We start from the raw sequence: 13,880 nt of genomic DNA, 5'->3' as shown, positions 1-13,880 counted from the left end.
TCTGCTAAACTGTGCCGGGGTGAATGATTCAGTCCGGCATTTTTATTGCTGTTTGATTATGATTGATTAACCTTAATGATTGCGGCACAGTCTTCCATTATCAGCGAATGCAAAAGAGTCTTTATCATGAAACGTTTAATTATCGGCATTTCTGGTGCCAGCGGTGCGATTTATGGCATTCGTTTATTGCAGATACTGCAAAATTGCCCGGAGGTTGAAACTCATTTGATCGTGAGTAATGCCGCGCGCCAAACGCTGGCGTTGGAAACGGATTTCAGCCTGAAGGATGTCACATCGTTGGCTTCGGTGGTGCATGATGTTCGTGATATTGCTGCATCCGTTTCATCTGGCTCGTTCCGCTGTCATGGAATGGTTATTTTACCGTGTTCAATGAAAACCCTGTCGGCCATTGTTAACAGTTATACCGATGACCTATTAAGCCGAGCGGCTGACGTAGCGTTGAAAGAGAGAAAACCGCTGGTATTGTGCGTGAGAGAAACCCCGCTACACCTTGGACACCTGCGCTTAATGACTCAGGCCGCCGAGCTGGGGGCGGTGATTATGCCTCCGGTACCGGCTTTCTATCATCGCCCTGAAAGCATCATGGATATTGTTGATCAGACGATTAACCGGGTGTTAGATCAGTTTGATATTCAGTTGGAGCAGGACCTGTTTAAACGCTGGCAGGGTAAGTCTTGATGGTTAATCAAGAAATTAAATGTGTTGCGTGATTAAAAAGGGCAGATCCCAGCTTTCACTGGGATAACGATATCAGTGCTATAGGTAGACCTGAATGGATAAGCTGAGCCATTATGCCCGCCACTTCCGCCACTTCCGCCACTCTCATTATTCCCATAGCTTCCAGTCATTCCGGCGAAAGCCGGAATCTGGGTTTTAGCCTAATAGCAGCGGGTAGTCTAAGGACAGATCCCAGCTTTCGCTCTGAGGAATTCCCAGAAAAATAAACATGAATTCTTAACTATGATTTATATTGTCATTCCCGCATTTATACCGTCATCCCTGCGAAAGCGGGGACCTCGTTCTTAAGCCAAGCGTTGTCGTTAAGCTAAAACATTAGATGATTCGCTGCGCTCCCCTTCGGGCCATTCGCTATGCGAATGTTTGCTACGCCTGCGGCTACGCGTTCCGGTTTTCACCGGAACGACGAAGGGGGGAATGCGAGCATATTCTGAATGAGTCACTAATAAGTGGAATAAATCGCTCACAAAATACCCACTTTAATCCTTTGAATCCCCAAAGAAAAAATTTCTGGGGATTCATCAGAGCTTTCGCTGGGATGACAATATGAGTACTGTGGGGAGACTTGAATGGATAAGCTGAGTCATTATCGCCCGCCACTTTCGCTACTCTCATTACTCCCATCACCCCTGTCATTCCGGCGAAAGCCGGAATCTGGGTTTTAGCTTAATAGCAACGGATAGCCTAAGAGCAAATCCCAGCTTTCACCGGGATGACGAAATGAACACCGACCTTGCTTTACTTATTCTGGAAAAGATTCTCAAACGCCTTATCCAGCTCCGTAAATTCAAAACGATAGCCCGCATTCTCCAGACGTTTCGGCAGCGCTCGCTGACCAGTAAGCACCAAAACAGCCGATTCCCCCATCAGAAGACGAATTACAAATGCAGGGGTACGGAAGAAGTGGGGTCGGTCGATAGCCGATGTGAGTAGATCGGTGAATAGCTCATTATGTACCGGATAAGGTGAAACCATATTAAATGGGCCTTCAAGACCGGGAGTGGTGAGCAAAAATATGATGGCACCCACCATGTCGTTAATATGAATCCACGGCATATACTGCAAACCTGAACCCAGAGGGCCACCTAAGCCAATTTTAAAAATGGGTAGCATTTTGGCTAATGCTCCCCCTTCAGTAGAGAGCACAATACCGGTACGTATCAGACAGACCCGGGTGCGCGGGCTTTTGGCCAGCAAGGCTTCCTCTTCCCAACGTTGGCATAGGGTATGGGTAAACTCAGGGTGGGGGCTGTCATCTTCGGTTACTACGCTTTGCCCCTGATTACCGTAATAGCCTACCGCAGAGCCAGAAATAAACACCGATGGTGGATTTTCACTTTGGGTAATTAATTTGCTGAGTTGAGCGGTCAACTGCCAACGACTGTTACACAGGCGTGTTTTTTGTGCACTGGTCCAGCGTTTATCGGCAATAGGCTCACCAGCAAGGTTAATGACGGCATCAAATCCATCCAGTGAATTTAGAGTATCCAGCGAATCCAGATAATTAACGCTATCATCAAAAAGGGTGTGAGCATGCAGCGGATTACGGCTGAGGACAGTAATGCGATGAGACTGCAATAGCAGGTTTTTCGTCAGATGGCGACCAATGAGTCCTGTGGCACCTGTGATCAGTATATGCATGAGGGAACTCCTAAAGCAGTCATAAGCAATGAAACCGTCTTGTCTGTATTGATAATAATAGCGGATAGTTAGCGTAAAATACTCCTTTTGCTCACAACTTTATTTTTTAACCTGATCATTGCTCGTTAATCTGTATTTTTGTGCAATGATGATCGATCGCTGCTGATTAAGGTAATGGTGCTTTTGGCCGCGAATTGAGGGGGGGGACCTCATTTTGGCGCTGTTCATGCCATAAACGTCTGAGACAAACCGATTCGCTTAGTTTCTCCTTAATGCCATTATGTATATTATGACGAGATAAGATGATTTTTATGCAGTAGAATGCGCTGACTTAGGTCCTTTTTATCAAGCGATTAATCATAAAATATTAACCCAAATTCACTTCATACTTGGGGTCATGACCAATGAAACTGATGTTTGCTTCTGATTTACATGGTTCTTTATCTGCTACTCATCAGGTATTAGAGCGGTTTGAGCATTCAGGTGCCGGCTGGTTAATTTTATTGGGGGATTTGCTTTATCACGGGCCACGTAACCCATTGCCGGATAGCTATAATCCGGCAGAAGTGGCACTGCAACTTAATCGGTTTGCTGATAGAATTGTTGCGGTTCGTGGGAATTGTGATAGTGAAGTTGACCAAATGCTATTAAACTTCCCTATAGAGGCAACATGGCAACAGGTATTGCTCAACGAGCGGCGCTTGTTTTTGACCCATGGCCATCACTATTACCCTGATAAACTTCCTCCGCTACGTGCCGGGGATGTTTTTGTTTATGGGCATACACATATCCCGCAGGCCGAAAAGCGGCAGGATGTTTATCTATTTAATCCGGGGTCTGCCAGTTTACCGAAAGGTGGATACCCAGCAAGTTTTGGTATGTTGAGGGATGGGGAACTGCAAGTGTTGAGTTTGCAGCACGCGGAACCCATTGTTCAGGCATCGTTATAAAAAGGCTTTCATAGATGGAAGAACAAAACCAGACCGAACAGGTTGAGTGGGTCGATGTTGTTGATGAAAACAATAACGTGATGGCTCAAGTTACCCGTATGCAAATGAGAGAGAAAAACTTGCGCCACAGAGCCACCTATATTGTGGTTCATAATGGTATGGGAAGAATTTTGGTTCAGCGTCGTACTGATATAAAAGACTTCTATCCGGGATGGCTGGATGCGACTGCAGGCGGAGTGGTACAGCAGGGTGAAGATATGCTGGCATCGGCTCGTCGTGAAGCAGAAGAAGAGCTGGGGATTGCGGATGTTCCTTTTGCCGACCATGGCACTTTTTATTACGAATCAGATAGCTGTATGGTTTGGGGATCGTTATTTAGCTGTGTGTCACACGGCCCGTTTGCCTTACAGGAAGAAGAGATTGAAAGCGTACACTGGTTGACGCTGGAAGATATTCAGAGCCGAGCTGATGAATTTACGCCGGATTCGCTAAAAGCGCTGAATCTCTGGTTGACCCGAAATCCTGTACAACAGATGGAGCAGGAACAGGTCGAATCACAGTAAATTAATCAGGCTAACGTTCTATTCGGTCATAAAAAATGCCGGGCTCTTTATCAGAGCCCGGCATTTTTATGCCTGCAATAGCAGATTAGTTCTGGTTCTGTGCAGCCTGAATAGCCGTCAGTGCGATGGTATACACGATATCGTCAACCAGTGCACCGCGAGATAAGTCGTTCACTGGCTTGCGCATACCTTGTAACATCGGACCGATAGAAACCAAATCAGCAGAACGCTGAACGGCTTTATAAGTGGTGTTACCGGTGTTCAGGTCAGGGAAGATAAATACGGTCGCTTTACCGGCAACTGGAGAATTAGGTGCCTTAGAGCGGGCAACATCTTCCATAATGGCGGCGTCATACTGTAACGGACCATCAATCACCAGGTCAGGACGTTTTTCCTGAGCCAGACGGGTTGCTTCACGGACTTTATCAACATCACTACCGGTACCGGAGTTGCCGGTAGAGTAGGAGATCATGGCGACGCGAGGATCAACACCAAAAGCAGCGGCGGAGTCAGCGGACTGAATAGCAATTTCAGCCAGTTGCTCTGCGGTTGGATCTGGATTAATCGCACAGTCACCGTAAACCAGAACCTGTTCAGGTAGCAGCATGAAGAAGATAGAAGAAACTAGTGAGCTTCCCGGTGCTGTTTTAATTAACTGTAGCGGTGGGCGGATGGTGTTAGCGGTGGTATGAACAGCACCGGAAACCAGACCGTCAACTTCGCTCTGTTCCAGCATTAGAGTGCCCAGAACCACGTTATCTTGCAGTTGCTCACGGGCAACTACCTCGGTCATCCCTTTACTCTTACGCAGTTCCACTAAACGAGGAACATAACGCTCGCGGACTTCTGCCGGATCAACGATTTCTACGCCTTTACCCAGCTCAACGCCTTGCGCTTCAGCAACGCGCTTAACTTCTTCCGGATTACCCAATAGGATACATTGCGCAATACCACGCTCTGCACAGATAGCTGCAGCTTTGATGGTACGCGGCTCATCACCTTCAGGTAAAACGACGCGTTTACCGGCTTTACGTGCCAGCTCTGTGAGCTGATAACGGAAGGCAGGAGGAGACATGCGGCGGGAACCTTCAGAGTTAGCCGTCAGCGTATCAATCCACTCGCTATTGATGTGGCTGGCAATATAATCCTGTGATAATTCAATACGCTCATGGTCATCTGCTGGTGCTTCCAGACTGAAGCTTTGCAGTGACAGAGAGGTCTGCCAAGTATTGGTGTTCACCATAAATACCGGTAGGCCAGTTTCAAACGCTTGTTCACATAGTTTGTGTATGCGTTCGTCAATTTCATAGTCGCCGGTTAACAGAATCGCACCGATCTCTACGCCGTTCATTGCAGCTAAGCAAGCTGAAACCAGAACGTCAGGGCGATCGGCAGAGGTTACTAACAGTGAACCTGGACGGAAGTGCATCAGCATATTTGGAATGCTACGAGCACAGAAAGTGACGCTCTTGATACGACGAGTACGAATTTGACCTTCGTTAATGATACGAGCTTTAAGGTGATGAGCCATATCAATAGCACGGGTAGCAATCAGATCCAGATTCCACGGGATGCAGCCTAAAATTGGCAGCGTAGAATTAGTAAATAATTGTGCCGTATCTACAACGGTGATCGGCTGTTTAGCCGATGAATCGTCAAACATTTCTGACAGGTCAGGGCGAGTACGGCCTTGTTCATCAACCGGAGCATTCAGTTTATTGATAATAACGCCGGTAATGTTTTCGTTTTTATTGCCGCCGAAGTTGGAACGGGCTAATTCAATGCGTTCTTTTAACTGCGCCGGAGAATCATTACCTAATGCCATAACGAACACAATTTCTGCGCCCAGCGTTTTAGCAATTTCATAGTTTAGTGCATTAGCAAACTGGTGCTGGTGAGTGGGCACTAAACCTTCAATAAGTATCACTTCAGAATTTTTGGCACATTCCTGGTAACGTTCAACAATCGTTTCCATCAGGACGTCTTGTTTATTGCTACCCAGCAGGCTTTCCACCTGACTCATGCTTAACGGCTGTGCGGTAACCGCATTCGAATTGGCACGAAGAATTGTAGTGGTTTGGTCTGGCACATCAGAACCAGAACGGGATTGGGCTACTGGCTTAAAGACGCCTAAACGGACACCTTTGCGCTCCATAGCGCGAACGACACCTAGGCTAACACTGGTCAGCCCGACGCTGGTGCCGGTAGGGATTAACATAATGGTACGAGACACGACTAAACCTCTTTTAGGTTATGCTTTCGTCAAAACAACACCGCCAGCATGAGCTGACGGTGTTATTGTTTTTACGCTGTAAGACGGGAGGCGTCTTGAGCGATAACTAATTCTTCGTTAGTTGGAATGATTAATGCAGCACGGGTACCGTCTTTAGCAATGTTACCTGATTTGCCAAAACGGGCAGCCAAGTTACGGTCATGGTCAATATCAAAGCCTAACAGGGCTAATTTACCTAAGGCTAATTCGCGAACCATTGCCGCATTTTCGCCAATACCACCGGTAAAGATAACGGCATCCAGACGACCATCCATCAATGCGCAGTAAGCACCGATATATTTAGCTAAACGATGGCAGAATACGTCCATAGCACGCTTAGCGTCTTCTTTGTCTGCATAGTTATCTTCAACATAACGACAGTCGCTGGTTACTTCGGTCAGGCCTTGTAAACCAGATTCTTTGTTCAGCATGGTGTTGATCTGTTCCATGCTCATTCCCATTACATCGTATAAATGGAAAATGATCGCTGGATCGATATCACCGCTGCGAGTACCCATGACCAAACCTTCCAGCGGAGTCAGACCCATAGAAGTATCAACACATTCACCGTTACGGATAGCGGAAACTGAACCACCGTTACCTAAGTGACAGGTAATCACGTTCAATTCTTCTACCGGCTTGTTCAGCATTTTGGCTGCTTCACGGCTAACGTAGTAGTGGCTGGTACCGTGGAAGCCATAGCGACGGATACCGTGCTCTTTGTACAGGCTATACGGTAGAGCATACAGATAAGATTCTGCAGGCATTGTTTGATGGAAGGCAGTGTCAAAAACGGCCACGTTTTTATTTTTAAGGGCAGGGAACGCTTTGAATGCTTCTTCAATACCGATTAAACCAGCCGGATTATGCAGAGGCGCAAATGGCGCAGCAGCCTGGATACCTTTCAACACATCCGCGTTGATAACGGCTGATTGAGTGAACTGCTCTCCGCCGTGTACGATACGGTGGCCAATAGCCGTCAGGTTGTTTGACAGTTCCGGTTTTTGAGCCAGAATAGTATTAACAATGAAATTCAGAGCTTCGCTGTGTGCCGCACCAGCTCCAAGGGCTTCTTCGTGTTTACCGCCGTCCATTTTCCATTTAATACGGGCTTCTGGAAGGTTAAAACACTCGGCTAAACCAGAAAGGTGTTCTTCGCCATTGGCAGCATCAATGATGGCAAATTTCAGAGAAGAACTACCACAGTTAAGAACCAGAACCAGCTTACTCGACATAAGAAGTACCTATTTTATTCGTGATTGGGAAAACAAAAGTAGGGCAAGCGTAGCATCACAATTATGGGCGAACCCTAAAAGCGATCGTTTGCTGCGTACCCGCGTATTGATCTTTATTATTGTACACAATTGCCTGAAGACAGGTTATTGGTAATTATTTATCCACAATAATTCGTAATCATAATACATGGCCGAAAGGCCGCTGCTAGGATAATGCCTGCCAGTGTAAAAGCAAAACTGAAATGCAAAAAAAATTGATATTTATTAAACTACATCAAGTTTTTTATGCAAATGTTTTAAAATTTACGAAATTATTTGAAAGTGCATTATAATCCGGATGGCGACATAATGTACATATTAGCGCGTTCTGAAATCAAAGGCGGCAAACAAAATGTTACGTTCATCAGGTCCTATTCGTTGGGTGCAGATATTTCAACGTGGGCAAACCTACATGAAGACATGGCCGAATGAAAAACGTTTGGCGGTAGTCTTTCCCGAAAACCGCATTACGACTGCAACGCGGTTTGGGGTACGTTTTATGCCACCCATCGCCATCTTTACTTTAGCATGGCAGATTGCAATGAATGGCCAACTTGGGCCAGCAATAGCCGCAGCTATTTTTGCCTGTAGCCTACCGATGCAAGGACTATGGTGGTTGGGAAAACGATCCGTTTCCACTTTGCCACCAACGTTAAAGCAATGGTTTCATGAATTATGTGACAAACTGAATGAGGCGGGGCAGGAAATCGCACCGTTGGAGCAGGAACCTACCTATCAGCATTTGGCTGAACTACTAAACCACGCCTTTAAGCAGTTGGATAAAACCTTTCTGGATGAGCTTTAGTTTGACAGCTTAGAACAGTTGAAAACATCCTCGTCATTCCGGTGAAAACCGGAATCTGGATTTTAGCTTAATGGCTGCATTTGGCTTAAGGGCGAGATCCTGGCTTTCGTTAGGATGACGATGTGAGTGCTGTGAATAACTTTAATCAATAAATTAACGATACGCTCACTTATCCTGATACCCATCCACCTCTATTTCCTGCTCATTTATCACCCATAGACTAAACAAAAAATTACACTGAATGTGTATCACTCTGTTGCGCAATATGACATTCTCTAGGCATTAGTGATGGTGTTTTTATTCACACACAGATTTATTTTTTATTTTTGAATCTTAGGAGTTGTTATCGTGGAAATGACTAATGCCCAACGGCTAATCCTCTCAAACCAATATAAAATGATGACCATGATGGATCCTGAAAACGCCGAGCGCTATCGTCGTTTACAGACCATTATCGAGCGGGGTTTTGGTTTGCAGATGAAGGAACTGGAGCGAGAGTTCGGTGAACTGAATGAAGACACCTGCCGTACTATTATTAATATTATGGAAATGCATCATGCGCTAGGCGTTTCCTTTGAAAACCTGCGCGACCATCTGAAAGATAAAGCGGAAATTGATGAACGCCGTATCGCATTTCTCGGTTTTGATGCCGCCACAGAAGCACGCTACTTAAGCTATGTTCGCTTCCTGGTCAATACCGAAGGTCGTTATACTCACTTTGACTCCGGCACCCACGGTTTTAACGCACAGACTAAAATGTGGGATAAATATCAGCGCATGTTGGCAATCTGGCAATCCTGTCCGCGCCAGTACCATTTGTGCGCTATCGAGATTTCACAAATCATTAATGCCTAATAGATTTCGATACCCTATCGGTTTAAACCGATAGGGTATCGAGTGTAATGATATTTATTGATGGGAATAGCGAATTGAAAGGTAAAGGTTTTCTGTTTGATCTGGATGGTACGTTGGTCAGTTCTCTGGCGGTTGTTGAGCGGGCGTGGCTGGGATTGGCGCAACGTCTAAACGCCGATCCTCAGGAAGTACTGGATTTTATCCACGGTAAACAGGCTATCACTTCCCTACGCCACTTTATGAAAGGGCGCAGTGATGAAGAGATTAAGCATGAGTTTGACCGATTGGAACAAATCGAAGCCTCTGATACCGAGGGGATTGTGGCGTTACCGGGTGCGATAGAGTTGCTTAATCAGTTGGATACATTAAGTATTCCATGGGCTATTGTGACATCCGGTACGGTGCCGATTGCTCATGCTCGATGTAAAGCGGCGGGTATTCCATTTCCTGAGGTGTTTATTACCGCTGAATTAGTGGCGCGTGGTAAACCGGAGCCGGATGCTTATTTACTCGGCGCGCAACGTTTAGGATTAGAGCCTGCTCACTGTATCGCCGTGGAAGATGCGGCGGCAGGTCTGGCCTCCGGTTTGGCGGCAGGTTGCCAAGTGATTGCAGTTAACGTACCGGCGAATACGCCAGAGCTGGCACGAGTGGATAAGGTATTGGATTCACTTGAGCAGATTACGCTAGATTATGCTGATAACATTGTCAGAATCCAATTTCGCTAGTCCAATGCGTTATTAGCCGCATAAATCTAAAAAAGCTCCATATTAAGGAGCTTTTTTTATCGCCTTGAAAATAGAATTTATCTGTAACTTCATTATGATGGTTGAAGATTTTTCTTTTCATTGAAATTCATCTCACAACGTATTTTATTTTAATTTTTTAAGTTAAATCGCATATTTTTTCACTTTAATGGTTAAAAATAGGTTAACTTTGTCATTCATAATAAAAAACGGCATTGAACCGGGTATTTTATATAACTTGAATTCTAATAATATATTGATGTGGAGCAGTATGTTTAGCTAAACAGTAGGGAGCAACCGTGATTGATCGATTACTAACCATGATGGGTACCTTAGCCGATAGCCAGCTTTTCTGGGTGGTATGCTTCCTGTTTGTCGCAATCATTTTGTTTGTTTCCAATAAAGTCCGAATGGACGTTGTCGCGCTATTGCTGATCACTGTTTTTGTCACCAGCGGTATTCTTACTCTTCCTGAAGCTATTTCCGGCTTCAGCGATCCTAACGTTATTCTGATTGCCTTACTTTTTGTTATCGGCGAGGGGCTGGTACGTACCGGTATTGCTTATCAGGTTGGAGACTGGTTGGTGCGAGTCGCGGGCAGCAGCGAAACTAAGTTGTTGGTGCTGCTTATGCTGGCCGTTGCTGGTTTGGGGTCGGTGATGAGCTCAACCGGCGTAGTGGCCATTTTTATTCCCGTTGTGATGAGTGTTTCTTCTCGTATGGAACGGCCACCGGGTCGTTTAATGATGCCACTGGCTTTTGCTGGCCTTATCAGCGGTATGATGACGCTGGTAGCAACGCCGCCAAACCTGGTGGTTAACAGTGAATTGGAACGCTATGGTGCCGGACAATTCAGTTTCTTCAGCTTTACGCCCATTGGCATTTTGATTTTGTTGTTTGGTATTGGCTATATGCTGCTGGTGCGGCGTTGGTTGGTGAAGCCGGTGGATCAGACCAGCCCTAAATCTCGCTCTCGTCGTACCATGCGCGATCTGATTCATGATTATAAACTCAGCGGCCGCGCTCGTCGGTTGTCAATTCGTCCGGGTTCTCCGCTGATTGGGCGCTCGTTGGATGAACTACATCTACGCTCGCGCTACAGTGCCAACGTTATTGGTATTGAACGTTGGCGTAAATTTCGTCGGGTGATGATTAGCGCCTTTGCCGCCACTGAACTGCGGGTACATGATATTTTGCTGGTGGATATTCACGGTCCGGAAGTTGACGTACGCCATTTTTGTACCGAAGAGCTGCTTGAGCCGATGATTTTGCGCGGTGAGTATTTTTCTGAACAGGCGCGTGAAGTGGGTATGGCTGAGGTGTCTCTCATTCCGGATTCTGAATATATTGGCAAGACCTTGCGCCAGATGACGTTTCGTACCCGCTATAATTTGAACGTTATCGGTATACGTCGCAATGGCAAATTGATTGAAAACAGCCAAATAGATGAAGAGCTGAAGGTTGGCGATATGATGTTGGTTATTGGTGACTGGCGTCAGATTCGTCAATTACAAACCAATACTCGCGATTTTTTGGTGATGAATTTACCTGCCGAAGTCGACGAGGTCGCGCCAGCTACCAGTCAGGCTCCTCATGCGCTGCTTTGCTTGATTTTAATGATTTTCCTGATGGTGACCGATATTGTGCCAAACGTGATTGCCGCACTGTTGGCCTGTTTGCTGATGGGAAAATTCCGCTGTATTGATATGGAAGGGGCATATAAATCCATTCACTGGCCAACTTTGATACTGATTGTCGGTATGTTGCCGTTTGCTCAGGCCCTGCAAAAAACCGGCGGTATTGATTTAGTGGTACAGGGTTTGATGGATACCGTCGGGGATATGGGGCCGAGGGTGGTTTTACTTAGCCTGTTTGTTCTGTGTGCTGTGATTGGTTTGTTTATATCCAATACCGCAACGGCAGTATTGATGGCACCGATTGCGATCGGTGCTGCTAACCAAATGGGTGTTTCAGCCTTACCTTTTGCGATGGTGGTGGCGGTTGCTGCATCGGCAGCTTTTATGACGCCTGTTTCTTCACCGGTGAATACCATGGTATTGGGGCCGGGGGGATATAAATTTAGCGATTTTATCCGTATTGGCGTACCGTTTACGCTATTGGTGATGGTGATTAGCGTGGTCATTATTCCGTTACTGTTCCCGTTCTGATACATATTTCAGTCATCATTCGTTCATAAAACTGACATTTACGCTGAGTAATCTTGCTTCTGAAAATGAAAACATCAGGAGAAACAGGATGAAGGCAAGTTGGTTTATTCCCATGACTTTGGCATTGGTACCGGTTTTAGTTCCCGTTACGGCGTCTGCCGTGAATATCTATCCTATCGATCGCGCAACGATGCTAACCGGTGGAAAATTTGATTTTAAAGTTGAGTTTGAGCAGGAAGTTAACCCCGAAAAGGTTAGCGTAAAAATCAACGGAAAGGATTACCAGCAGGTCTGGGGCAAGAAGAGTGAATTTATTAAAAATGAAGACGGTGCTAAAGCCTCTTCATTGGTAGTGAAAAACGTCGATTTAACGTCACCGGGTGCTTATAAAGTGGAGGTTTCTGCCGGTGATGAAAAAGGCAGCGTAAGCTGGAATATCTATCAAACCCCAGCAAAACGCCAGGCTAAAAATGTGATTCTGTTTATCGGTGATGGCCTCTCCGTAGCGCATCGTACCGGCGCTCGTATTCTGTCCAAGGGCATTACCGAAGGAAAAGCCGATGGTCGTCTGGCGATGGATGATTTATCGAATATGGCCTTTATTGGCACCTCCAGCACCGACTCAATTGCTGCTGATAGCGCCAATACCATGAGCGCCTATATGACTGGCCATAAATCTGGCGTTAACGCGTTGGGCGTTTACGTCAGCCGCGCCAAAGATTCCCTTAATCATCCCAAGCAGGAAACGTTAGGGGAACTTCTGAAACGCACGACCAATATGTCGGTGGGTATTGTGAGTGATGCAGAACTGGAAGACGCCACACCTGCTGCCGTTGTTTCCCATACTCGTCGTCGTGCGGATAAGTCTGAAATCGTTAGCATGTTTTATGACGTCAAACCGGAAGTGATGTTGGGAGGAGGTTCGGCCTATTTCCTGCCGCAAACCACGCCGGGCTCTAAGCGTAAAGATGACCAAAACTATATTGAACGTTTTCAGCAGGCGGGATATCAATTAGCTACCGATGCTGATTCCCTCAAGCAACAGGGAGCCAGTGCCAGTAAACTCTTGGGACTGTTCCATACCGGTAATATGGATGATGTGCTGGATCGTCGTTTTCTGAAAAATGATGTCACCAAAAAATTCCCTAACCAGCCAGATCTGACGGAAATGACGCAAACGGCGTTGGATGTACTGTCGAAAAATGATAATGGCTTCTTCCTGATGGTAGAGTCAGCCTTGATCGACAAGGCGTCTCATCCGCTGGATTGGGAGCGCTCCATCTATAACACCATCATGCTGGATCAATCGGTAGCCGTGGCCAAGAAATTTGCCGAAACTCACCCAGATACGCTGATTATCGTCACTGGCGATCATACTCACGGTATCTCAATTATTGGTACCGTTGACGATAATAAACCGGGTAGCGACATGCGTGAAAAGGTTGGGGTGTATGAGACGGCAGGCTATCCGAACTATCAGGATAAAAATGGCGACGGTTATCCGGATAAAGTCGATGTATCCAAACGCCTGGCAGTGTTCTTCAATAACTTCCCTGACTATTATGAAACTTTCCGGCCTAAGCTGGATGGACGTTTTGTCCCGGCCATTCAGAATGAGAAAGGTGAGTATATTGCCAATGCGGCCTATAAAGATGTTCCGGGAGCAGTATTAAGAACCGGAAATATTCCCCGTGATGCCGACACTGGCGTACATTCCGTCGATGACATGATTGTTCAAGCATCCGGTCCTGGTTCTGAACGTATTCGTGGCTATATGGATAATACCGAACTGTTTCGAGTAATTACCGATGCACTGTCATTAGGTCATGGTAAGCAAGGGCAATAAT

Annotated in this window: 11 protein-coding genes; 8 read left to right on the top strand and 3 right to left on the bottom strand. The window is 46.1% G+C overall.

The genetic code is table 11. The features are described 5' to 3' along the window. The first annotated feature begins 126 nt into the window (after nt 1–126). Entirely contained in the window at nt 127–699 is a 573-nt protein-coding gene (locus EL341_RS11495; protein ID WP_074822641.1) for a UbiX family flavin prenyltransferase, read from the top strand. A gap of 798 nt (nt 700–1,497) precedes the next feature. Here the strand turns inward: EL341_RS11495 and EL341_RS11490 are convergent. Continuing rightward, a complete protein-coding gene (locus EL341_RS11490; RefSeq protein WP_074822644.1) occupies nt 1,498–2,400 on the bottom strand; it encodes a TIGR01777 family oxidoreductase in 903 nt (300 codons plus the stop codon). A gap of 404 nt (nt 2,401–2,804) precedes the next feature. Here EL341_RS11490 and yfcE point away from each other — a divergent pair, with 404 nt between their 5' ends. Then, the gene (gene yfcE / locus EL341_RS11485; protein ID WP_047781481.1) at nt 2,805–3,350 is read left to right on the top strand and encodes a phosphodiesterase; all 546 of its coding nucleotides are present in this window, start codon (nt 2,805–2,807) and stop codon (nt 3,348–3,350) included. A gap of 14 nt (nt 3,351–3,364) precedes the next feature. Beyond that, nucleotides 3,365–3,913, top strand: a complete 549-nt coding sequence (gene yfcD / locus EL341_RS11480) for an NUDIX hydrolase YfcD (RefSeq protein ID WP_047781480.1) — start codon at nt 3,365–3,367, stop codon at nt 3,911–3,913. 85 nt (nt 3,914–3,998) lie between these two features. Here yfcD and pta read toward each other — a convergent pair whose 3' ends face one another. Together pta and ackA are read right to left on the bottom strand one after the other, a co-directional pair. Beyond that, nucleotides 3,999–6,146, bottom strand: a complete 2,148-nt coding sequence (gene pta / locus EL341_RS11475) for a phosphate acetyltransferase (RefSeq protein ID WP_047781479.1) — start codon at nt 6,144–6,146, stop codon at nt 3,999–4,001. A 71-nt stretch (nt 6,147–6,217) separates the two neighbouring features. Then, the gene (ackA, locus tag EL341_RS11470) at nt 6,218–7,420 is read right to left on the bottom strand and encodes an acetate kinase (protein ID WP_047781478.1); all 1,203 of its coding nucleotides are present in this window, start codon (nt 7,418–7,420) and stop codon (nt 6,218–6,220) included. Between the two features lie 391 nt (nt 7,421–7,811). Here ackA and yfbV point away from each other — a divergent pair, with 391 nt between their 5' ends. From yfbV to EL341_RS11445, 5 genes are all read left to right on the top strand, one after another. After that, complete coding sequence (yfbV, locus tag EL341_RS11465; protein WP_074822647.1) at nt 7,812–8,264, top strand: terminus macrodomain insulation protein YfbV; 453 nt, start codon at nt 7,812–7,814, stop codon at nt 8,262–8,264. Nucleotides 8,265–8,612: 348 nt separating this feature from the next. Continuing rightward, a complete protein-coding gene (locus EL341_RS11460) occupies nt 8,613–9,119 on the top strand; it encodes a YfbU family protein (protein ID WP_074822651.1) in 507 nt (168 codons plus the stop codon). A 74-nt stretch (nt 9,120–9,193) separates the two neighbouring features. Continuing rightward, nucleotides 9,194–9,847: a sugar phosphatase gene (locus EL341_RS11455; RefSeq protein ID WP_074822839.1), complete on the top strand. Its 654-nt coding sequence runs from the start codon at nt 9,194–9,196 to the stop codon at nt 9,845–9,847. Nucleotides 9,848–10,188: 341 nt separating this feature from the next. Beyond that, a complete protein-coding gene (locus tag EL341_RS11450; protein ID WP_074822842.1) occupies nt 10,189–12,033 on the top strand; it encodes an SLC13 family permease in 1,845 nt (614 codons plus the stop codon). Between the two features lie 88 nt (nt 12,034–12,121). Further along, nucleotides 12,122–13,879, top strand: coding sequence for an alkaline phosphatase (locus tag EL341_RS11445; RefSeq protein ID WP_074822654.1), 1,758 nt, complete (start codon nt 12,122–12,124; stop codon nt 13,877–13,879). Nucleotide 13,880: the final 1 nt, after the last annotated feature.

The organism is Pragia fontium, assembly GCF_900638655.1.
Taxonomy (GTDB): Bacteria; Pseudomonadota; Gammaproteobacteria; order Enterobacterales; family Enterobacteriaceae; genus Pragia; species Pragia fontium.
This window is presented reverse-complemented; position numbering and strand designations above follow the sequence as displayed.